This is a genomic window from Kitasatospora sp. NPDC092286 (genome assembly GCF_044755565.1).
GTDB lineage: Bacteria > Actinomycetota > Actinomycetes > Streptomycetales > Streptomycetaceae > Kitasatospora.
The window spans coordinates 1-20,262 of the sequence record NZ_JBIVRD010000026.1; the positions used below are offsets into that span (position 1 = coordinate 1).

Consider the following 20,262-nt stretch of genomic DNA (forward strand, 5'->3'; position numbering starts at 1 on the left):
GGCCCCACTTTCATGCCCGGCCGACCAGAAGATCACCCGACCGAGTCGGCAGACTCGAACTCACGCCCACCAGGATCGATAGAGCAACGGCTAGTCAGCCCAGCCCAGCCCAGCCCAGCCCAGCCAGGTCCAGTACGACCTGGCGGGCCCCAGCCCCAGGCGAGGGCTGAGGCCCGCAACGCCGGAGGGCGCCCCCCCCCCGATGATTCGGGGGGGCGCCCTCCGGCGTTGCCACTGGCCTGCTCAGCCGCCGTTGCCGTTGTTGCCGCCGTGCCGACCGCCGCCGTTGTTCCCGCCGATGACGCCCGGCGGGAGGGTGAACCCGCCGCCGATCATCCCGCCGGCGTTGTTGGCGCCCCCACCGGGGTTGCCACCCCCGCCGGGGTTACCGCCCGGGCCCCCACCGGGGTTGCCGGGGTTGCCAGGGTTGCCGGGGTTACCCGGGGCACCCGGGTTACCGCCGGCCGCGGCCGCGTCGCCGCCCGGCTGGCTGGCGCCGGACGTGGGAGTCGCGTTCGCGTTCGGGTCGGTCTTGGGCGGGTCCGGGATGCTGATGGTCTGGAAGGTCTCCTTGGGAGTGCCCTTCAGCGCCTGGTCCATCGCCAGCTTCCAGATCGGGCCGGGGCCGGTGGCACCGAACACCTCCTGGAACTGCGTGCCGCCGATGCTGATGTTCTTCATCTTCACGCCGCCGGCCGGGCCGCCGAGCCAGACGGCGGTGGCGAGCTGCGGCGTGTAGCCGTTGAACCAGGCGGCCTTCTTCTCGTCGGTGGTACCGGTCTTACCGGCGATCTGCCGGCCGTCGAAGAGGGGAAGGTCGGCTGCGGTGCCCTTCTCGGTCACGTTGAGCAGAACGGTGTTGAGGGCGTCCGCGGTGTTCTCGGAGAAGGCCTGGCTGCAGGTGGACTGCGGGACCTTCATGTCCTTGCCGTCCACCGTGGTGATCTTGTTGATCGCGATCGGGGTGCAGTACTTGCCGCGTGCGGCGAAGGTCGCGTAGACGTTCGCCATGGTCAGCGGGCTCAGCTCCAGCGTGCCGAGGACCATCGAGGGGACTTCCTGGAACGCGTCACCCTTGGAGGACTGGGTGATGCCCAGCTTGTTGGCCATCTGCTTCATCGCGCAGAGGCCGACCTGCTGCTCCATCTGCACGAAGTAGGTGTTGACCGAGAGGGCCATGGCCTCCTTGAGCTGGTACGGGCCGATCTCCTTCTCGCTCTCGTTCTTCACCGTCGCCTTCGGCTTGTCGGTGTTCTTCCAGGTGCCCGAGCAGGTGGACATCGACGGATAGTCGATCTTGTTCTCGGACGGGAACGACTGGGTGGGCAGCATGCCCGACTCCAGGGCCGCCGCGGCCAGGATCGGCTTGAAGGTCGAGCCGGTCTGGAAGCCGTTGCCGCCGCCCATCGCCGCGTCCACGTTGAGATTGACGACGGTCTGGTTCTTGTTCGGGTCCAGTCCGTACGGGCGGGTCTGGGCCATCGCCAGGATCTTGCCGCTGCCCGGCTCCATCATGGTGGTGGCGGCCGACACCGAGTCGGTGACGTAGACCTTCTTGGTCACCGCGTTCTGGGCGGCGGCCTGCTTGTCGGGGTCCAGGGTGGTGTAGATGTTCAGGCCACCGGTGTCCCAGAGCTTCTTGCGGTCGGCGGCGGTCTTGCCGAACGTCGGGTCCTGCTTGACCACGTGGCGCACGTAGTCGCAGAAGAAGCCCATGCCCGCCTGGGCGGTGATGCAGCCGTTCTGCGGGTCCTTGTACTTCAGGCCCAGCGGGGCGGCCTTGGCCTCCTTCGCCTGGTCCGCGGTGATGTGCTTGTTCTCAAGCATCTTGTCGATCACCACGTTGCGGCGCTTGACCGTGTTCTCGGGGTAGCGCACCGGGTCGTACTGGGAGGGGTTCTGCACCACGCCGGCCAGGGTGGCGGCCTCGGCGATGGTCAGGTCCTTGTTGCTCTTGCTGAAGTACCGCTGGGCGGCGGATTCCACTCCGTAGGCCTGGTGGCCGTAGAAGGTGATGTTCAGGTAGTTGGTGAGGATCTGATCCTTGGTCAGGTCCTCCTCCAGCTTGATCGCGACCTTCAGCTCCTGGATCTTGCGGCCCAGCGTCTTGCGCTGCGCCTCCAGGACGGCGGCCTGGTCGTCGCCGGCCTTCTCGACGTTGACGTTCTTCACGTACTGCTGGGTCAGCGTCGAAGCGCCCTGGGAGGTGGTGCCGCTCTCGGCGTTCTTGCTGACCGCGCGGAGCACGCCCTTGAGGTCGACGGCGCCGTGCTCGTAGAACCGGGCGTCCTCGATGTCGACCTGGGCCTGACGCATGTAGGGCGACATCTGGTCGGCCGTGATCACCGTGCGGTCGCGCTCGTAGACCTTCGCGATCAGGCCGCCCTTGGCGTCGAAGATCTGGGTGGCCTGGGTGAGCGGCGGGGTCTTGAAGTCGTCCGGGACGTTGTCGAAACTCTCCGCCGTGTTCTTGGCGGTGAGCCCGAGCGCGCCGACGGCGGGCAGGGCCATGCCGGCCAGCAGGACTCCGGAGAGCACGCTGACGCCCAGGAACTTCACTCCGTGTCCCGCGAGATCCTGCGGTGACCCGCGGCGCTGGCCGCGCGGAGCTCCGGTGTTGCCTGGGGGCTGGGGTGCCTGGGGGCGCTTCGGTGCCATGAGGAGAACCCTACGTCGCGGAATCCCGCACATAGGGGCAGGTGTTCGCCTAGGCTTGTCACAAGCTTGCGACAGCTTCGGTGCGTCAATATTTATCACTCCTGTGAGTGATGAGATTTGCCCGAATTGCCTCCCTGTGGACAGGTTTTGAGGTAGCTGTCTCCGGCTGTGCGCCTGTTCTTGGTAGCGCTCTGTGATGGTGTGCGTGGCGAGAGTGGCGGCGATGGACTTGGCAAGGCTTGCGACCTGCGGTCACTCCAACGAGTGAGCTGACCGATACCCATAGTCCGATTGGGTCATTCGAGATTGGGCACGAAGGGGCTGTTGCAAGCTGTCGTTCTTCCGTAACGTCCTCAACTGGCAACGGTGAATATGCCGTTGCCGCCGTGGGGGAGCCTCGATTCGGGAGAGGACGGCGCCGGCATGGGCTGGGTAGATGACTGGAGTGCGCAGGCCGCCTGCCGCACTAGTGATCCGGACGAACTGTTCGTCCAGGGGGCGGCGCAGAATCGCGCCAAGGCGGTGTGCAGCGGGTGCCCCGTTCGCACGGAGTGCCTGGCGGACGCGTTGGACAACCGCGTGGAGTTCGGCGTCTGGGGCGGGATGACGGAGCGCGAGCGCAGAGCGCTGCTGCGCCGCCGTCCGACGGTGATCTCGTGGCGGCGGCTGCTGGAGACGGCCCGCACGGAGTACGAGGAGTCGCTCGCGACCGGCGTCATACTGACCGACTACGCCCAGGCGGGCTGATCCCACCTCCACCCCGGTGCGGACCATACCCGGCGTGTGAGGACTGTGCCGCCCGGTGCGGCAGGACTGCACCCGGTGTCTCGGGACTGCCCGGCGCCTCAGGACTGCCCGATGCTCGGGACTACGCGGCGCCGCTGAGGCGGTCACCGATGACGCGCAGCCCGTCCAGGTCGTGGACGTCCCCGGGCAGCGCGGCCACCTCGACGATCGGCACGTCCGGGTAGACCGAGACGAAGCGGTCGCGGGTACGGCGCTCCCGCCCCATGATCTGCATCCGCTCGGCGTGCAGTCGCAGCAGCCCGGCCGCGAGCAGCTCGGCCTCGGGACCGGCGTGCTCCGAACCGTTCTCCTCCAGCGCCTCGGCCGCCGCCAGCGCACGCTCCGCGGTGAGCTGCGGAGCGCCGGTGCCGTGCACCCGGTTGAGCACCAGACCCGCCAGCGGCATCCGGTCGGCCGCCAGCCGGTCGACGAAGTAGGCGGCCTCGCGCAGCGCGTCCCGCTCCGGCGCGGCCACCACCAGGAACGCCGTGCCCGGCGCCTTGAGCAGCTGGTACGTCCGGTCCGCGCGCTCGCGGAAGCCGCCGAACATCGAGTCCATCGCGCTGACGAAGGTCTGTACGTCGGTCAGCAGCTGGGCGCCGAAGATCTTGCCGAGGGTGCCGGTGAGCAGGCCCATCCCGACGTTGAGGAACTTCATCGCGCTGCGGCCGCCGACCTTGGCCGGCGCGGTCAGGATGCGGATCACCTTGCCGTCCAGGAACGACCCCAGCCGGTTCGGCGCGTCCAGGAAGTCCAGCGCCGAGCGGGACGGCGGGGTGTCGACGACGATGAGGTCCCACTCCTCGGCCGCCCTCAGCTGGCCGAGCTTCTCCATCGCCATGTACTCCTGCGTGCCCGCGAAGCCGGCCGACAGGGACTGGTAGAAGGGGTTCTCCATGATCGCCTTGGCCCGGTCGGGCTCGGCGTGGGCCAGCACGACCTCGTCGAAGGTCCGCTTCATGTCGAGCATCATGGCCTGGAGCTCGCCCTCGCCGGTGACGCCCTTGACGATCCGGGGGGTGTTGTCCAGCTCGGTCAGGCCCATCGACTGGGCCAGCCGGCGGGCCGGGTCGATGGTCAGCACGACGACCTTGCGCCCCCGTTCGGCCGCCCGCAGGCCGATCGCCGCCGCGGTGGTGGTCTTGCCCACGCCGCCCGATCCGCAGCAGACGATGATCCTGGTCTTCGGGTCGTCGATCAGCCCGTCCACCGCGAGCCGGCTGCCCGTCCCCTGTACGCCGTTGCCGCTCACGCCGCCCCCTGCCGTTTCAGTTCGCCCGCCAGCCGGTACAGCCCGCCGAGGTCCACACCCTCGCCCAGCAGCGGGAGTTCGTACGTGGGGAGCTTCAACTGCTGAAGGTCGGCGCGCTGCTCGCGCTCCAGCTCCACCCGCTCGGCGTGCTCCCTGGCCTGCGCCAGCAGCGGGTCGAGCAGCGGCTCCACCGCGGTCCGGACGATCTCCGGCTTGCGCGAGCGCCCCCCGAGACCCGCCTCGCCGAGGGCCAGCGCGACCTCCTCGCGGTGGTCCCCGTCCACCGCCGCCACCGCCGCCGCGTCCAGCACCGGCGGCCGGACCATGTTCACCATCACCCCGCCCACCGGGAGGGCGGCCTCGCGCAGCTCGGCGAAGCCGTCGACCGTCTCCTGCACCGGCATCTCCTCCAGCAGGGTGACCAGGTGCACCGCGGTCTCCGGCGATCTCAGCACCCGCATCACAGCCTGCGCCTGCGTATGTATCGGCCCGATCCGGGCCAGTCCGGCCACTTCGGAGTTCACGTTCAGGAAGCGGGTGAGCCGACCGGTCGGCGGCGCGTCCATCACGATCGCGTCGTACGCCCGGCGCCCGTCCGGGCCCTTGCGCCGGGCCGCCTCGCAGGCCTTGCCGGTCAGCAGCACGTCCCGGACGCCGGGCGCGACGGTGGTCGCGAAGTCGACGAAGCCGACCTTCTGCAACGCCTTGCCGGCCCGCCCGAGCTTGTAGAACATGTCGAGGTACTCCAGCAGCGCCTGCTCGGTGTCGATCGCCAGCGCGCAGACCTCACCGCCGCCGCCACCGCCGGGCAGTCCCAGCTGGGCGCGGGAGACGGAGGCGATCCGGCGCTCCTCGTAGGGCAGCGCGGAGATCCCGAACAGCTCGGCGACGCCCTGGCGGCCCTCCACCTCGATCAGCAGCACCCGTCCGCCCTCGGCGGCGAGGGCCAGCGCCAGCGCGGCGGCCACGGTGGTCTTCCCGGTGCCGCCCTTGCCACTGACCACGTGCAGCCGTACGCCCTCCCAGTCGGGATCGCGCCGGGCCGCCTGGCCGGGGGTGCGTGCCACGCTCCGTCTCCGTCCGTCTTCGAGGGCCGAGGGCCGTTCCGAGGGCGCGAAGGCCGTTCCGAAGGCCGACACTGCTCTGGTGCCCTCCCGCGAGGGTAACCAGGGACCGCGCCGGATGCCTGGAGCATCAGGGGGGCCAGGCCTGAATCATGCCCGCTTTGTGGGCCACCTCACACGCCCGCCTGCGGGCCGCCCCGCTCGTCGCGGCCGCTCGTCTAGAGTCTGGCCATGACCAAGTGGGAATACATGACGGCGCCCCTGCTCGTGCACGCCACCAAGCAGATCCTGGACAACTTCGGCGAGGACGGCTGGGAGCTCGTCCAGGTCGTGCCGGGCCCGAACCCGGAGCAGCTGGTGGCCTACTTCAAGCGGGAGAAGAGCGCATGAGCAAAGTCGAGGAGAAGCTCGCCGAGCTGGGCCTGACCCTGCCGCCGGTGGCCGCGCCGGTCGCCGCCTACGTACCGGCTCTGCGTTCGGGCGAGTTCGTCTTCACCTCCGGCCAGCTGCCGATGGTGGGCGGCAAGCTGCCGAACACCGGCAAGGTCGGTGCCGAGATCACCCCGGAGGAGGCCAAGGAGCTCGCGCAGATCTGCGCGCTCAACGCGCTGGCCGCGGTGAAGTCGGTGATCGGCGACCTGGATCTGATCGAGCGGGTCGTGAAGGTGGTCGGCTTCGTCGCCTCCGCCGCCGACTTCACCGGCCAGCCGGGTGTCATCAACGGCGCCAGCGAGCTGCTCGGCCGGGTGCTGGGCGAAGCCGGTGTGCACGCCCGCAGCGCGGTCGGCGTGACGGTGCTGCCGCTGGACGCCCCGGTCGAGGTCGAGCTGCAGGTCCGGGTCAGGACCGGAGCCTGATCGTCGCGGTGGGGTTGGGCGGCGGGCCCTGGGCCGAACGGGCGGCGGCCGGCCCTGTCCAACCCCACCCCCGGGCGCTTAGCATCCGGGCATGGACCATCGAGCAACGACGCTCCCGATGCCGCCCGGCTGGCCTGCCCGGATCCGGGCGGTCGAGTCCGGCGAGCTGACCCCGCCGGTGCCCAAGCCGTCCGCCACCGTGGTGCTGCTGCGGGACGAGGCCACCGGGCCGGAGGCGTACCTGCTGCGCCGACGCACCTCGATGGCCTTCGCCGCAGGCATGTACGCCTACCCGGGCGGCGGGGTGGATCCGCGCGACGCCGAGGCCGAACTCGGCTGGGCCGGCCCGGGCCCGCAGGAGTGGGCGCGGCGGCTCGGCACGGACGCCCGGACCGCGCAGGCGGTGGTCTGTGCCGCCGTCCGCGAGACCTTCGAGGAGGCCGGCGTCCTGCTGGCCGGCCCGGACACCGCCGGCACCGCGGAACCGCGTGACTGGAGCGCCGAGCGCGCCGCGTTGGAGGCCCACGAGCTCTCCTTCGCCGACTTCCTCCGCGAGCACGGCCTGCTGCTCCGCAGCGATCTGCTGGCCGGCTGGGCCCGGTGGATCACCCCGGAGTTCGAGGAGCGTCGGTACGACACCTGGTTCTTCGTGGCCGCCCTGCCGCCGGGGCAGCGCGCGGCGCTGGAGGTCGGCGAGGCCGACAAGGTCGCCTGGCTCTCGCCGGCCGAGGCCGTCGAGGGCTATGAGCAGGGCCGCTACGGCATGCTGCCGCCGACTGTCACGGTGCTGCGCGAGCTGCTGCCGGCGCGCAGTGCCGCCGAGGCCCTGGCGGCGGCCGGGGGCAGGTCGCTGGAACCGGTCCTCGGCCGGGCCGAGGTCCGGGGTGATCGAATGACCGTTCGGTGGTCGGGGTATGAAGAGCTGACCATCGATGGAGAGTTCCCCGAGCGTGCCCAGTAGCCGGAGCGCCCGTGGCCCTGGGCGCCGGAGCGCCGGGAGCCCGCGGAGGCCTGCACCGCGAACACCGAAGACCTGCAGAATCCGATCAGTCCGACAACCCGATGAACTACGACAATCCGATGAACAGAGAGGACCTCGCCCGATGAACCACAACGACGTGGCTCGCCGGACGGCACGCGAGATGCCCGCCCGCAGCCTGATCCCCCGCACCCTCGCCTTCGATGCCGGAGTCGGCGAGGACCATGCCCCGGGCTTGCGCGACCTGCTCAGGCCGATGCCGCCGCGCGCGATCGTCCGGACCGGCGGGGGCGGCCGGTGAGCGGTCTCCTCCCGGGTGACCCCGCCGCCGGCATCGGCGGCGAGGCCACCCCCCGGGCGCTCTGCGTGCTGGCGCCGAACCCGTCGCCGATGACGCTGGACGGCACCAACACCTGGCTGCTCTCCGAGCCCGGTTCGGACCTCGCGGTGGTCGTCGACCCCGGCCCGCTCGACGAGGGCCATCTGCGCCGGGTGATCGACACCGCCGAACAGCAGGGCAAGCGCGTCGCGCTCACCCTGCTCACCCACGGCCACGCCGACCACTCCGAGGGCGCCGCCCGCTTCGCCGAGCTGACCCGTACCGAGGTCCGCGCCCTGGACCCGGCACACCGGCTGGGCTCGGAGGGCCTGACCCACGGGCAGCGCCTGGACATCGGCGGTCTCGACCTGCGGGTGGTCGCCACCCCCGGTCACACCTCGGACTCGCTGACCTTCCACCTGCCCGTCGACGGCGCGATCCTCACCGGCGACACCGTCCTCGGGCGCGGCACCACGATGGTCGCCCACCCCGACGGCCGGCTCGGCGACTATCTGGACTCGCTGCGCCGCCTGCACACCATGGCCTCCGAGCACGGCGTGCGGACCGTTCTGCCCGGCCACGGGCCGGTGCTCGCGGACGCGCTCGGCGCCGTCGACTACTACCTCGCCCACCGGGCCAACCGCCTCGCCCAGGTGGAGACCGCCGTGGAGGCCGGCTGCCGGAGCGCGCCCGAGGTGGTGGCCCGGGTCTACGCCGACGTGGACCGGTCGCTCTGGCCGGCCGCCGAGCTGTCGGTCCTGGCCCAGCTCCAGTACCTGGAGGAGCACGGGCTGATCTGAGCCGCGCACCTGCCGCCGGGTACCTGCCCCGTCGCGGGGCCTCTCGCCGGGCCCGTCCGTCGGTCCTGACGGCACGACGGCGGCACGACGACGGCATGCGCGAGGGCTCGTACACCGGTCGGTGTACGAGCCCTCGTCGGGTGCGGCGCCGTCAGCGCGAGCGGCGCGACAGCCGTTCGACGTCCATCAGGACCACCGCGCGGGCCTCCAGCTTCAGCCAGCCGCGGCCGGCGAAGTCGGCGAGCGCCTTGTTGACCGTCTCGCGGGAGGCGCCGACCAGTTGGGCCAGCTCCTCCTGGGTGAGGTCGTGGGCGACGTGAATGCCCTCCTCGGACTGCACGCCGAACCGGCGGGAGAGGTCCAGCAGGGCCTTGGCGACGCGACCGGGCACGTCGGAGAAGACCAGGTCGGACATCACGTCGTTGGTCCGGCGCAGTCGGCGCGCGATGGCGCGCAGCAGCGCGATCGAGACCTCGGGGCGGGCGTGCAGCCAGGGCTGGAGATCGCCGTGGCCGAGGCCCAGCAGCTTGACCTCGGTCAGCGCGCTCGCGGTGGCGGTGCGCGGGCCCGGGTCGAACAGCGACAGCTCGCCGATCATCTCGCTCGGGCCGAGGACGGCGAGCATGTTCTCCCGCCCGTCCGGCGAGGCGCGGTGCAGCTTGACCTTGCCCTCCGCGACGACGTACAGCCGGTCGCCCGGGTCGCCTTCGTGGAACAGCGACTCACCGCGGGCGAGGGTGACCTCGGTCATGGAAGCGCGCAGCTCGCCGGCCTGTTCGTCGTCGAGTGCCGCGAAGAGTGCGGCGCGCCGCAGAACGTCGTCCACGTGCTTCCTCCTTCTCGGCCGGTCGGCTGTCAAGCCCGCCGGCGCAAGTTCGTACAGTGCTCTGCATCACCAAGCATGGCGCATGTCGCTCCGATCATATGAGGAGGGGGTACGCCGAGGGGTGCTGCGCGGGGCCATTCGTACCGAGGGTTACCCGGCGGGGCGCGGTGCGATGTCCGCCGGATCGAACAGGGCATCGGCGACGGCGGTGCGGGCGTAGAGCACGGCGTGGCCCGCGCGGTGGGCGCTGGTCAGGCCGGCCGACCGCAGCGCGGTCAGGTGCTGGGAGACCGCGGCCGCGGACAGTCCGGTCCGGCGGGCGAGCTCGGTGGTGGAGGCGGGCGAGTCGAGTTCGGCGAGCAGCCGGGCCCGGGACCGGCCCAGGACGGCGGCGAGGGCGTCGGACCGGCTGCCCGGCCGGCGCTCCCACAGGGCGGCGATCCCCCGCGCCGGGTAGGCGAGCTGCGGCGGGTCGGGTGGCAGTGAGCGGGTGAGCACCCTGGGCCAGGCGAACACGGACGGGACGAGCAGCAGCCCGGCCCCGGCGTCCAGCCGCTCGACGGCGCAGTGCCGCTGTTCCAGCCGGAGCGCGCGGCCGTCCCAGCGGACGGTCTCGTGCAGATCGTCGAGCACCCGGGCGGTGCCGTGCTCCACGGCCTGTCGCGCCCGGTGGAACACGTCGGCCTCCAGCACCGCGCGGATCCTGGCCCAGTACGGCGCCAGCGCCAGCTGCCAGTAGGTCTCGATCTCGGCGGCCACCCTGGGCAGCTGGGCCTGCGGGTCGCGGTACAGCGGCCGGAGCCGGGCTGGGAGGCGGCCGCCGTGTTCGGCCGCCAGACAGTCGAGATCGGCCCGGACCTGCTCCGGGGCGGTGGCGGTGATCGCGGTCAGCTCGTCCGCGAGGGCGGGGGAGGGGCCGGCCGGTGTGGGGTTGAGGAAGTCCGGCAGATGCCCGGTGGCCGGGACCAGGGCGGCCAGCCGGCCGCGCTCCAGCCCGGCGCCGACCAGCCGGGGGCGGACTTGCTCGGCCCAGCGGCGGTGCAGGGCGGGGACGGGGGCGGTGGCCAGGGCCCGGAGGCTGGTCACGACCTCCCACAGGGGGGAGACGGCGAACCGGGTCTGTGCCAGGTCGTTCACCGAGAACGCCAGTTCGGTCCGCATCGCATCGCCTCCCTCAGGATTCGGCCCCAGCTTAATCAATGGAGCACCGGCCGGGCCGGGCCGCAGGATGCGGGAGCCGGACGGCGGGGCAGCACCGCACCGCCGTCGGACAGTTCAGACGATCCGACGGTACGAAGGACGGTCACCGCCATGCCCACACACCCCCGCAGCACCTCCACGACCTCGACCGCGCTCCGGGACCAGGCGCTGCGTCTGCGGGCGCTCACCGAGGGCGGCGTACTCGTCCTGCCCAACGCCTGGGACGCGGGCAGCGCGGCGGTGATCGCCTCGGCCGGTGCCGGTGCGATCGCCACCACCAGCGGAGGCGTCTCCTGGTCACTCGGGCACGGCGACGGCCAGCGGCTCGGCCGGGAGGAGATGGCGGCGGCGGCCCGCCGGATCGTCGCGGCCGTCGACCTGCCGGTCACCGTCGATGCCGAGGGCGGCTACGGCCCGCAGCCGGCCGATGTCGCCGCCACCGTGCGGCTGCTGGTCGGGGCCGGAGCGGTCGGCGTGAACCTGGAGGACTCCACGGCCGCCGGCGGTCCGCTGTTCCCGGTGGCGGACCAGGCCGCCCGGCTGCGGGCCGCCCGGGAGGCGGCGGCGGAGGCGGGTCTGCCGGAGCTGGTGGTCAACGCCCGGACGGATGTCTTCCTGTTCGGGATCGGCGAGCCCGGCGGCCGGCTCGACGAGGTGCTGGCCCGGGCGGAGGCGTACGCGCGGGCGGGCGCGGACGGCCTGTTCGTCCCCGGGTTGCTGGACCTGGAGGCACTGGCCCGGCTCTGCGCGGCGTCCCCGCTGCCGGTGAACGCGATGGCGGTGACGGGTGGACCGGGCGTGGCCGAACTCGCCGCCGCCGGGGTCCGCCGGATCAGCGTCGGCACCGGGCTCGCCCAGCTCGCGTACACCGCCGCCCGTCGGGCCGCCGCCGAGCTGCTCGGCGCGGGCACCCTCACGGAACTGGACGGCTCGCTGGGCTTCGGCGAGCTGGACGGGCTGTACCGGCGCTGATCGCGGCCGGCTGCGGAGCGGTCGCGGTACAGCCGCCGGGCGTGGTTGAGCATCGCCACCCAGGTCGCCGGCCGGCTCGGCATACCCGCCGCCGTCGGCTTCGACGTCAACAACGGCTGCGCGGGGTTCTGCACCGCGCTCGCCACCGCCGACCAGGCCGTCCAGTCCGCCGGGACCGCCCAGCTCCTCCGCGTCCCGGGCAACTGGGCGGAAGAACGCCGCGCCCGCCCGCTCGACCTCGGTGATCGCGGCCTGCGCCGGCTCCGCTCCGCGCGCGGTGACCCGCGGCCGCGCGCCCGGGTGTCCGGTGGATCGGTCTTCCGGTTCAACAGCCCCTTGGCCTCCGGCTTCCGCACCAGCTGGGAGGTCATCCTCACATCCGTACCGGCCTGCCGGGCCGGCGCCTGCTGGTCGGGCACCTCACCCCGCTCGTTCAACCATCAGGCGCACCTGAGCCACCGCAGCGCATCGATCGGAAGTGTGTCGCCAAGTTCCTTGTCACCCGAGCCTCTGCGCGGCCAGCGCGGTCACTTCCACACGCATCCCGTCAACGGCGAGCGCGGAGACGGCGACGCAGCATCGTGCAGGGAACGGCAGGGGTACGAACTCGGCGTAGACCTCATTGAAGACCTCGCGGTCGTCGATGTCGGTGAGGTAGATCGTCAGGTGCAGCAGCCGGCTCAGATCGCTGTTCGCCCGTTCGAGGGCCACGGCCAAGTTGGTCAGCATCTGCCGGGTCTGCGCTCGGATGTCGCCCAGTTCGATCGAACCGTCCTCTCGGTCGGGAATCTGGGTCGTGCACACGATTCCCGCGAAGGCGACCGCCTCGGCCGACAGCGCGAGTTCGGATCCGACACCCTCGGCCTGAAACCGGGTGACCGCAGCAAGGCTCACGGGGACTCTCCAGCTCTCAATAAAGCGACAGAACGGGGTATCGGCGACACCCGCCGGCCACCACGTTAGTTCTCGACGAGCCATCCGAACCTGGCCGATCGTCCAAGCTCACACCCGCATCGCTGTGTCATTTTCCAAGGCCATGCGGCGCCCAGGCCTGCACTATGAGGTCACTCGCGATCGAGGCAGTCGTCAGGGAGGGCCTCATCGCCGGCGAGGGGGTCACGGCGATCGACAAGGAGAAGCAGTTGAGGATCAACAGGTCATCATCCCGACGCGCCACAGGTGGGAAGCCAAGGTGGATACGAGGTGTCGCACCGGCTGCGCTTGTCTGCTGCGTATCGCTCGCCGCCTGCACCGCCGCGGGTGGCACCTCCGGCGCCGGCTCGCCGACGAATGCCGGGGGCCCGCTCCCCAGCGCTTCCCCGGTGAGTGCGGCAGTCGCGCTTCTCCCCGCGGCCGTCCGGGCCAAGGGCACGTTGACGGTGGCGATGGTGACCAACGCGCCGCCCGGAAGCTCCTACGCCCCGGGCACCGAGGACCTGATCGGACTCGACCCGGACATCGCCCGGCTGCTGGCCCAGTCGCTGGGGCTGACGCTCGATGTCCAGGTGGTCGCGTTCGACCAGATCACTCCCGGCATCGCGGCCGGCCGCTACGACGTCAGCGTCGCTGAGATGGCCCCGACGCCCGAGCGCGAGAAGATCCTCGACTTCGTCACGTATGCCCAAACCGGTGATGCGCTGGGTGTCCAGAAGGGCAATCCGCGGAAGCTCTCGGTCGACTCCATGTGCGGTCACACCATCGGTGCTCTGGTGGGCTCCTACCAGGTGACCGAGGTGCTTCCCGACCTCGACAGGAAGTGCACCGAGTCCGGTCGGCAGCCCATCGATCTCAAGCTGTACCCAGACCAGAACTCCCCGGTTCTCGCGCTGGCGTCCGGCCGGATCGACGGGCTGTACGAGGACTCCACGGTGGTCGGCTACGCGGCCAAGCAGAACCCGTCGATCGAGGTGCAGGCGGATACCGGATTCAGTCCGATCGCCATCGGCATCGGCAAGAACAGCGGTCTCACCGATGCCGTTCAGGCGGCGATGTCCCAGGCCCTGACCGGCCCGGTGTACAAGGCCGTGCTGGCCAAGTGGGGCCTTGAGTCGGTGGCGGTCACGAGTGCGAAGGTCAATGACAACGGTGCATAGCTCCCAGAACGCGATCGCTGACGCGACGCCGGGCCGTGCGGCTCCAGGCCGCCCGGCGAGAAAGGTCGTCCCGCTACGCCACCCGGAGCGGTGGATCGCGGCGGCAGTGGTGCTCGTCCTGGCGGCGATGGGAATCCACACACTGCTGACCAACCCCCGCTTCCAGTTCGATGTGGTGGGTCAGTACGTCTTCAGCGGAACCATCGTCAAGGGCGCGCTGCTGACCCTGGAACTCACCGTCATGGCCATGGCCATCGGTGTCGTCCTGGGAAACGTCCTCGCGATTTCCCGAATGTCGAAGAACCCGGTGATCGCCGCCGCAAGCGGCCTGTACATCTGGTTCTTCCGCGGCACGCCCGTGCTGGTCCAGCTGATCTTCTGGTACAACCTCTCGGCGATCTTCCCGCAGATCGGGATAGGCATTCCGTTCGGCCCGCAGCTGTTCTCCGGTTCGGCGAATTCCATCGTCACCCCGTTGGCGGCCGCGCTGCTCGGGCTCGGGCTCAACGAGGCGGCCTACATGGCCGAGATCGTGCGAGCCGGCATCCAGTCGGTCGACAACGGCCAGACCGAGGCCGCGCACTCGCTCGGCCTCACCCACTTCCAGACCCTGCGCAAGGTGGTTCTGCCGCAGGCGATGAAGGTGATCGTGCCGCCGACCGGCAACGAGCTGATCTCCATGCTGAAGAGCACCTCACTGGTCAGTGTGTTGGCGATCTCCGAACTTCTCTACTCCGCGCAGGTCATCTATGCGCGCACGTACCAGACCATCCCGCTGCTGATCGTCGCCAGCCTCTGGTATCTCGCGCTCACGACTGTGCTCTCGGTGGCGCAGTACTTCCTGGAGCGGAGATTCGGTCGCGCTTTCCGAGCGGCGTCCGGTCGGCCACGCGGCTTTGCTCCACGTGGAATCCACCCGCGAATGAAGAAGGGACCGGTGGCCCCCGATGCCCGATAGAGTCATCGTCAGGTCCGAGCAGGTGCGCAAGAGCTACGGTTCGGTCGAGGTCCTGCGTGGCATCGACCTGGAGGTCCGCGACGGCGAGGTGCTGTGCATCGTCGGCCCGTCCGGATCGGGCAAGAGCACGTTCTTGCGCTGTATCAACCATCTGGAGAAGGTGGACTCCGGCGAACTCTCGGTCAACGGCGGCCTGGTCGGATACCGCGAGCGGGGCGACAAGCTGTACGAGCTGCGGTCGCGCGACATCGCGCGGGCCCGCCGCGACATCGGGATGGTGTTCCAGAGATTCAACTTGTTCGGGCACATGACCGTGTTGCAGAACATCATGCTGGCGCCGATCTCGGTGCGAGGGGAAAGCCGGTCGGCGGCTCTCGAACACGCCCGGTCGCTGCTCGACAGGGTCGGACTGGGGAATCGGGGCGATGCCTATCCCGGGCAACTCTCAGGTGGCCAGCAGCAACGGGTCGCGATCGCACGGGCTCTGGCCATGCGTCCTTCGCTCATGCTCTTCGACGAGCCGACTTCGGCGCTCGACCCGGAACTCGTCGGTGAGGTCCTGACGGTGATGCGCGATCTCGCCGGTGAGGGTATGACGATGGTCGTGGTGACACACGAGATGGGCTTCGCCCGCGAGGTCGCCGACACCGTCGTCTTCATGGACAACGGGACGGTCGTGGAGTCCGGCTCACCGGGGCAGGTCCTGCTGTCTCCGCGGAACGAGCGGACGAAGGCGTTCCTGGCCAGCGTGCTCTGATCGTTTCGATCCCGATCCGCAGGGCCGCCTTCGTCGAGTGCGGCCCTGTCAGGCGACGAGATCGCGCAGCCTCAGCTGGAGGGCCATGACGAGACGGGCATCGGCGTCGGTGAGATCCACGTCGAACAGCTCCTTCATTCTGCTGAGGCGGTATCTGCAGGTGTTCGCGTGCACATGCAGGGCGCGAGCCATTCCGGCGATGTCGCCGTGGGCCTGCAGATAGCTCGAAAGGGTTGGCAGGTACTGGCTGTTGTTGGACCGGTCGTACTCGGCCATGGTGTTGATGGTCTCGTCCATGGCGGGGTCGGCGACCGGACAGCGCTCGGCCAGGTGCAGCAGGGCGATCTGGGGGCGGACGTCTTCAGCGAACACGATGTCCGCATCCGTCGTGGTCGTGCGCGTGCTCTGCCGGCTGGGCAGTCCCATCAGTTGAATCACGCGGTCGGCCTGCTCCCTCGACCGGGCGGCGTCCTTGAGGTCGGCGACCTCGCCGCCCGCGCCGATCCGGAGCCGGTATCCGTAGGAGCGCCGGACGTGTGCGGTCACACCTGCGAGCAGTCGCTGCTGCAGCGAACGCGCACGTCCGGGCGGTGCGGGAAGCAGCACGTACACCACGTCGTCGATGGCCGTCGCGGCGCTGAAGCCCAGCTCGCCCTGGCAATGCAGCGTCACGAGGTCGAGTACCTGGTGGACGGCGGCCGTGGGCTCCGTCTCCGGAGGGATCTCAGCCAGTGCCAGCGCGGCGATCCGCGCATTCGTCGTGGCGGGGAGCGCCAGCCGCTTCATGACGTCGTGCGGCACATCGGCCTGAGCCAGCAGCGCTGTCAGCAGGTCGCTGCGGCGCCGGTGCAGGCCCTCTCGTTCCGTGCGCACGCGGAGCAGATGGAGGGCGGCGATGTTGGAGGCTTCGACGAGCCGCCGGCAGGCCAGCTCACGCTCCTGCTCGCCGGGATCGATGACCCACATCGAGCCGAGGAGTTCACCGCCGGCCCTGATCGAGGTGGCCAGTCTCGGCAGGTCGGTGCCTCTGCCGGCTACTTCGATGACCCCTGGCGCGCTGTGCACGGCCTGGTACTCCGCGACGATCTGAGGGTCCGTCGGCACCTGCAGATCGAGGATGCTCTGCCTCCGGGTGTCGTCGATCAGCTGGCCGTCGACGGTTGAGTAGGCCAGCATGCGGCGTGCCGGGTCGGCGATCGCGGTCGCCCCTCCGATGGCGGAGGCGACGGCGTTGGCAAGCGTGAACAGGTCGCCCAGGCTGTTCCCGCCGTCCCCCTGTCCGGCGGGCCGGCTGTAGCTGATGGCCGACGACAGCAAGGCGATGAGCTGTTCCCAGGAGACCTCGTCGGCGAGGAGCAGGACCGGAATCGAGCCGGAACCCGCGGCTTCGGCGATCTGCCGTTCGCCGATCCCGTACGTCTTGACGGCGACGCAGCCGAACCCGCCGGCTTCTGCGCGTTCGAGCAGACGCAGCCAGGGTTCACCGGCCGGACACACGCCCACCGCGAGCAGCAGTCCGGCGGAAGTCGGCCGCAATTCCCGGAGTTCGTCGTGGATCACCAGGCCGGCGATCTCGGGGTCGAGGTCCGGCATGCTGTGCGTAACCCGGACTATCGACGGTCCCAGGGCGTTGACGATCTGAGTCAGCCGCGCCAACTCGTCCACCTCCTCCAGCATCCGCATGAAAGCCGTTCGGCGACGTGCCACACATTGTTATTTGGACAATTCAACAAGCCGATCGCCATGAACTGTGTGAATGATACATAGGGGCGAGTGGGGCCGACCCGCAAACTTGGGATCGCTGAGCTTCCGGTCGCTCGTCCGGGTATGCGCTCGGCAGGACGAGGCGGGAGCTACCGGTGGCCGAAAAGATCGTGAACATCGAGGACATGCGCAGGCAGGCCCGGCGAAAGCTGCCGCGCATGATCTTCGATTTCCTCGAAGGCGGCGCGCTCGATGAACTGACCCTTCAGGACAATACCGAGGACCTGGTCAGGCTGCGTCTGCGCCAGCGCGTCCTGCGCGACATGAGCGAGATCGAACCGGGCACCCGGGTTCTCGGTCAGCGGCTCGCCCTTCCAGTCATGATCTCGCCGCTGGGAATGCTGAGCCTCTTTCACCCGCAGGCCGACCTCGCCTTCGCGAGGGCGGCCGAACGAGCCGGAACCGTCCTCGTCCACAGCGCCTGGTCCGCCTGCTCCCTGGAGGAAGTGGTCGCCGCCGCGCCGAAGTCGATCTGGGCGCAGATCTCCTTCTGGACCGACGCCGGCCTCACCCGCGAGCACGTCGACCGCGCCGAGGCCGCCGGTGTCGAGGTGCTCGTCGTGGCCGGTGACGTCAATCTGTCCAGCAAGCGCGAGCGGGACCTGCATCACGGCATGGCCCTGCCACCGCGGCCGACTCTGCGCGATGTGGTGGACACCGGCCGCAGGCCCGGCTGGCTGGCCCGGCTCGCCACCGGCCGTCGGCCCACGTTCGGCAACTACCGGATCGACGGGCGGCGCATGCGCATGAGGGAGATGGGCGGGTTCATGCACACCATGGAGAACGCGGCCGCGACCTGGGCGGATGTCGAGCGGCTGCGTGAGCGGTGGCCGGGGAAGATCGTCGTGAAGGGGGTCATGACCGGCGAGGACACCGTTCGGGCTGCCGACACGGGGGTCGACGCCGTCATCGTGTCCAACCACGGCGGCCGCCAGTTCGACTCGCAGCCCTCCACCATCGCGGCCCTGCCGGAGGTCGTGGCAGCGGCGGACGGCAGGCTCGAGGTCTACCTGGACGGTGGGGTGCGACGCGGCTCGGACGTGGTCAAGGCCTTGGCGCTCGGGGCCGACGCGTCGCTCATCGGCCGCCCGGCCGCCTATGGTCTGGCCGCGCTCGGACCGTCCGGGGTCGACAAGGTCTTCGACCTGCTCCGCGAGGAACTGGAAACAGCGCTGGGCTTCGTGGGCGTGAACGGTGTGACCGATCTCGACGGCTCAGTCCTGGCACACCGGCCGTAGCGGCCTTCGCGCAACCCGCCCGCCTCCGCGCGGAGCCGTCGCGAGCGGGGCTCTGGGAGATCTGCTGCCTGCCGCCGGTCGGGCGGCGTAGCCTTCGGGCATGGCAGAGAGCAAGGTCGAGAAGGCCGCGCCGGCAGCGAAGAGGGCGGCCGCTGAGCCGGGTGTGAAGCCGAGGAAGCCGGAGTCGCACCTGGCGATGGTGCGGCGGGCACGGAGGATCAACCGGGAGCTGGCGGAGCTGTATCCGTACGCACACCCCGAGCTGGACTTCGAGAACCCGTTCGAGCTGCTGGTGGCCACGGTGCTGTCGGCGCAGACGACGGACCTGCGGGTGAACCAGACGACGCCGGCCCTGTTCGCGAAGTACCCGACGCCCGAGGACATGGCGGCGGCGGAGCCGGAGGTGCTGGAGGAGATCATCCGGCCGACCGGGTTCTTCCGCGCCAAGGCGAAGTCGCTGATCGGCCTCTCCATCGCCCTGCGGGACACCTTCGGCGGCGAGGTCCCCGGCCGGCTGGAGGACCTGGTCACCCTGCCGGGCGTCGGGCGCAAGACCGCCAACGTCGTCCTCGGCAATGCTTTCGGCGTCCCGGGGATCACCGTGGACACCCACTTCGGGCGGCTCGCGCGACGCTTCGGCTGGACGACCGACGAGGACCCGGTGAAGGTCGAGGCGGCCGTCGCCGAGATCTTCCCGAAGTCCGAGTGGACGATGCTCTCCCACCGGGTGGTCTTCCACGGCCGCCGGATCTGCCACTCCCGCAAGCCGGCCTGCGGGGCCTGCCCGATCGCGCCGCTCTGCCCGTCCTACGGGGAGGGCGAGACCGACCCGGAGAAGGCGAGGAAGCTGCTCAAGTACGAACTGGGCGGGCAGCCCGGCCAGCGGCTGCGGCCGCCCGCCGACTACCCGGGGGAGGCGGCGGCACGGGCCGCGGCGGCCGCGCACGACGGCGAGGTCGCGGACCTGGCGGTGGCCGAGTGACGGCGCGGATCGAGCGGGACGGTCTGCCGCCGTGGCTGCTGCCGGTCCGCGACGCCGCCGAGCGGGTACGGCCCGAGCAGCTGAGCCGCTTCCTGCCGCCCGCCGAGGGCGGCCGGGCGTCGGCGGTCCTGATGCTCTTCGGTGAGAGTGCCGCCGGCCCGGACCTGCTGCTGATCGAACGGGCCCGCTCGCTGCGCTCGCACGCCGGGCAGCCGTCCTTCCCGGGCGGCGCCCTCGACCCGGAGGACGGCGACCCGGCCGGGCCCGGACCGGTCGCGGCGGCGCTGCGGGAGGCCTGGGAGGAGACCGGCCTGGACCCGGCCGGGGTGCAGGTGTTCGCCGCCCTGCCCGCCCTCTACATCCCGGTCAGCCGGTTCGTGGTCACCCCGGTGCTCGGCTGGTGGCGCCAGGAGTCGCCGGTCGCGCCGGTGGACCGGTGCGAGACCGGCGCGGTGTTCCGGGTGCCGATCGCCGAGCTGACCGACCCGGCGAACCGGGCCCGGCTGCGCCACCCCTCCGGCCACCTCGGCCCGGCCTTCGCCGTCGGCGGCCGGCTGGTCTGGGGCTTCACCGCCGGAGTGATCGACCGGGTGCTGCACCACAGCGGCCTGGAACTGCCCTGGGACACCTCCCGGACCGTCGACCTCTCGGACGAGGCGATCGAACTGGCCCAGGGCGACCGCGACCGCTCCCGCGCGCTGCTGGGCGGCGACGCCAGGACTCCGTGAACGCCCGTCCGCGCGGCCGCGCGGCCCGC

At 70.8% G+C, this 20,262-nt stretch carries 20 protein-coding genes; 13 read left to right on the plus strand and 7 right to left on the minus strand.

Annotated elements, in window-relative coordinates:
* Positions 1-243: 243 nt before the first annotated feature.
* The gene (locus tag ACIQIB_RS24815; protein ID WP_400760678.1) at positions 244-2,658 is read right to left on the minus strand and encodes a transglycosylase domain-containing protein; all 2,415 of its coding nucleotides are present in this window, start codon (positions 2,656-2,658) and stop codon (positions 244-246) included.
* A 423-nt stretch (positions 2,659-3,081) separates the two neighbouring features.
* Here ACIQIB_RS24815 and ACIQIB_RS24820 point away from each other — a divergent pair, with 423 nt between their 5' ends.
* Positions 3,082-3,405 (plus strand): WhiB family transcriptional regulator, encoded by a 324-nt coding sequence (locus ACIQIB_RS24820; RefSeq protein WP_030240986.1) that lies wholly within the window; start codon positions 3,082-3,084, stop codon positions 3,403-3,405.
* Positions 3,406-3,526: 121 nt separating this feature from the next.
* Here ACIQIB_RS24820 and ACIQIB_RS24825 read toward each other — a convergent pair whose 3' ends face one another.
* Together ACIQIB_RS24825 and ACIQIB_RS24830 are read right to left on the minus strand one after the other, a co-directional pair.
* Complete coding sequence (locus ACIQIB_RS24825; protein WP_363604065.1) at positions 3,527-4,696, minus strand: ArsA family ATPase; 1,170 nt, start codon at positions 4,694-4,696, stop codon at positions 3,527-3,529.
* Positions 4,693-5,763 carry an ArsA-related P-loop ATPase gene (locus tag ACIQIB_RS24830; RefSeq protein WP_363604066.1) on the minus strand — a complete coding sequence of 357 codons (1,071 nt, stop codon included), beginning with the start codon at positions 5,761-5,763 and terminating at the stop codon, positions 4,693-4,695. Before ACIQIB_RS24830 ends, ACIQIB_RS24825 begins: the two co-directional genes overlap by 4 nt.
* Positions 5,764-5,991: 228 nt before the next feature.
* Here ACIQIB_RS24830 and ACIQIB_RS24835 point away from each other — a divergent pair, with 228 nt between their 5' ends.
* The 5 genes from ACIQIB_RS24835 to ACIQIB_RS24855 all read left to right on the plus strand — a co-directional run bounded on the left by ACIQIB_RS24835 (position 5,992) and on the right by ACIQIB_RS24855 (position 8,715).
* Entirely contained in the window at positions 5,992-6,150 is a 159-nt protein-coding gene (locus ACIQIB_RS24835; protein WP_158835332.1) for a DUF4177 domain-containing protein, read from the plus strand.
* Entirely contained in the window at positions 6,147-6,617 is a 471-nt protein-coding gene (locus ACIQIB_RS24840; protein ID WP_363604067.1) for a RidA family protein, read from the plus strand. The genes ACIQIB_RS24835 and ACIQIB_RS24840 overlap by 4 nt, the downstream gene beginning before the upstream one ends.
* A gap of 91 nt (positions 6,618-6,708) precedes the next feature.
* Positions 6,709-7,578, plus strand: a complete 870-nt coding sequence (locus ACIQIB_RS24845; RefSeq protein ID WP_363604069.1) for an NUDIX hydrolase — start codon at positions 6,709-6,711, stop codon at positions 7,576-7,578.
* Positions 7,579-7,720: 142 nt separating this feature from the next.
* Positions 7,721-7,897 carry a hypothetical protein gene (locus tag ACIQIB_RS24850; RefSeq protein WP_400760680.1) on the plus strand — a complete coding sequence of 59 codons (177 nt, stop codon included), beginning with the start codon at positions 7,721-7,723 and terminating at the stop codon, positions 7,895-7,897.
* Positions 7,894-8,715 carry an MBL fold metallo-hydrolase gene (locus ACIQIB_RS24855; protein ID WP_400760683.1) on the plus strand — a complete coding sequence of 274 codons (822 nt, stop codon included), beginning with the start codon at positions 7,894-7,896 and terminating at the stop codon, positions 8,713-8,715. The genes ACIQIB_RS24850 and ACIQIB_RS24855 overlap by 4 nt, the downstream gene beginning before the upstream one ends.
* Positions 8,716-8,866: 151 nt before the next feature.
* Here ACIQIB_RS24855 and ACIQIB_RS24860 read toward each other — a convergent pair whose 3' ends face one another.
* Positions 8,867-9,541 (minus strand): Crp/Fnr family transcriptional regulator, encoded by a 675-nt coding sequence (locus ACIQIB_RS24860; RefSeq protein WP_030240972.1) that lies wholly within the window; start codon positions 9,539-9,541, stop codon positions 8,867-8,869.
* 150 nt (positions 9,542-9,691) lie between these two features.
* Positions 9,692-10,702, minus strand: a complete 1,011-nt coding sequence (locus ACIQIB_RS24865) for a DUF5937 family protein (RefSeq protein WP_400760686.1) — start codon at positions 10,700-10,702, stop codon at positions 9,692-9,694.
* 150 nt (positions 10,703-10,852) lie between these two features.
* On the opposite strand from ACIQIB_RS24865, the gene ACIQIB_RS24870 reads away from it, so the two are divergent.
* On the plus strand, positions 10,853-11,713 hold the full coding sequence (locus ACIQIB_RS24870; protein ID WP_400760688.1) for an isocitrate lyase/phosphoenolpyruvate mutase family protein: 861 nt from the start codon (positions 10,853-10,855) through the stop codon (positions 11,711-11,713).
* A 498-nt stretch (positions 11,714-12,211) separates the two neighbouring features.
* On the opposite strand, the gene ACIQIB_RS24875 is transcribed toward ACIQIB_RS24870, so the two are convergent.
* A complete protein-coding gene (locus ACIQIB_RS24875) occupies positions 12,212-12,607 on the minus strand; it encodes a RidA family protein (protein WP_363604076.1) in 396 nt (131 codons plus the stop codon).
* A 164-nt stretch (positions 12,608-12,771) separates the two neighbouring features.
* Between ACIQIB_RS24875 and ACIQIB_RS24880 the strand changes: the two genes are divergently transcribed.
* From ACIQIB_RS24880 to ACIQIB_RS24890, 3 genes are all read left to right on the plus strand, one after another.
* Positions 12,772-13,806, plus strand: coding sequence for a transporter substrate-binding domain-containing protein (locus tag ACIQIB_RS24880; RefSeq protein WP_400760689.1), 1,035 nt, complete (start codon positions 12,772-12,774; stop codon positions 13,804-13,806).
* A 106-nt stretch (positions 13,807-13,912) separates the two neighbouring features.
* On the plus strand, positions 13,913-14,764 hold the full coding sequence (locus tag ACIQIB_RS24885) for an amino acid ABC transporter permease (protein WP_363604078.1): 852 nt from the start codon (positions 13,913-13,915) through the stop codon (positions 14,762-14,764).
* Positions 14,754-15,521, plus strand: coding sequence for an amino acid ABC transporter ATP-binding protein (locus tag ACIQIB_RS24890; protein ID WP_363604079.1), 768 nt, complete (start codon positions 14,754-14,756; stop codon positions 15,519-15,521). Before ACIQIB_RS24885 ends, ACIQIB_RS24890 begins: the two co-directional genes overlap by 11 nt.
* A 48-nt stretch (positions 15,522-15,569) precedes the next feature.
* Here the strand turns inward: ACIQIB_RS24890 and ACIQIB_RS24895 are convergent, their stop codons facing one another.
* The gene (locus ACIQIB_RS24895; protein WP_400760691.1) at positions 15,570-17,204 is read right to left on the minus strand and encodes a PucR family transcriptional regulator; all 1,635 of its coding nucleotides are present in this window, start codon (positions 17,202-17,204) and stop codon (positions 15,570-15,572) included.
* 176 nt (positions 17,205-17,380) lie between these two features.
* Here ACIQIB_RS24895 and ACIQIB_RS24900 point away from each other — a divergent pair, with 176 nt between their 5' ends.
* The 3 genes from ACIQIB_RS24900 (at position 17,381) to ACIQIB_RS24910 (ending at position 20,233) form a co-directional block, all read left to right on the plus strand.
* Positions 17,381-18,523 (plus strand): alpha-hydroxy acid oxidase, encoded by a 1,143-nt coding sequence (locus ACIQIB_RS24900; RefSeq protein ID WP_400760694.1) that lies wholly within the window; start codon positions 17,381-17,383, stop codon positions 18,521-18,523.
* 100 nt (positions 18,524-18,623) lie between these two features.
* Positions 18,624-19,505 carry an endonuclease III gene (gene nth, locus ACIQIB_RS24905; RefSeq protein ID WP_363604083.1) on the plus strand — a complete coding sequence of 294 codons (882 nt, stop codon included), beginning with the start codon at positions 18,624-18,626 and terminating at the stop codon, positions 19,503-19,505.
* A complete protein-coding gene (locus ACIQIB_RS24910) occupies positions 19,502-20,233 on the plus strand; it encodes an NUDIX hydrolase (protein WP_400760696.1) in 732 nt (243 codons plus the stop codon). The genes nth and ACIQIB_RS24910 overlap by 4 nt, the downstream gene beginning before the upstream one ends.
* Positions 20,234-20,262: the final 29 nt, after the last annotated feature.

What these genes read in the sequence shown, in the direction of transcription:
- ACIQIB_RS24815 (WP_400760678.1), bottom strand. Translation starts at nt 2,658, where the DNA reads ATGGCACCGAAGCGCCCCCAGGCACCCCAGCCCCCAGGCAACACCGGA.
- ACIQIB_RS24820 (WP_030240986.1), top strand. Translation starts at nt 3,082, where the DNA reads ATGGGCTGGGTAGATGACTGGAGTGCGCAGGCCGCCTGCCGCACTAGT.
- ACIQIB_RS24835 (WP_158835332.1), top strand. Translation starts at nt 5,992, where the DNA reads ATGACCAAGTGGGAATACATGACGGCGCCCCTGCTCGTGCACGCCACC.
- ACIQIB_RS24840 (WP_363604067.1), top strand. Translation starts at nt 6,147, where the DNA reads ATGAGCAAAGTCGAGGAGAAGCTCGCCGAGCTGGGCCTGACCCTGCCG.
- ACIQIB_RS24845 (WP_363604069.1), top strand. Translation starts at nt 6,709, where the DNA reads ATGGACCATCGAGCAACGACGCTCCCGATGCCGCCCGGCTGGCCTGCC.
- ACIQIB_RS24850 (WP_400760680.1), top strand. Translation starts at nt 7,721, where the DNA reads ATGAACCACAACGACGTGGCTCGCCGGACGGCACGCGAGATGCCCGCC.
- ACIQIB_RS24865 (WP_400760686.1), bottom strand. Translation starts at nt 10,702, where the DNA reads ATGCGGACCGAACTGGCGTTCTCGGTGAACGACCTGGCACAGACCCGG.
- ACIQIB_RS24870 (WP_400760688.1), top strand. Translation starts at nt 10,853, where the DNA reads ATGCCCACACACCCCCGCAGCACCTCCACGACCTCGACCGCGCTCCGG.
- ACIQIB_RS24880 (WP_400760689.1), top strand. Translation starts at nt 12,772, where the DNA reads ATGAGGTCACTCGCGATCGAGGCAGTCGTCAGGGAGGGCCTCATCGCC.
- ACIQIB_RS24890 (WP_363604079.1), top strand. Translation starts at nt 14,754, where the DNA reads ATGCCCGATAGAGTCATCGTCAGGTCCGAGCAGGTGCGCAAGAGCTAC.
- ACIQIB_RS24895 (WP_400760691.1), bottom strand. Translation starts at nt 17,204, where the DNA reads ATGCGGATGCTGGAGGAGGTGGACGAGTTGGCGCGGCTGACTCAGATC.
- nth (WP_363604083.1), top strand. Translation starts at nt 18,624, where the DNA reads ATGGCAGAGAGCAAGGTCGAGAAGGCCGCGCCGGCAGCGAAGAGGGCG.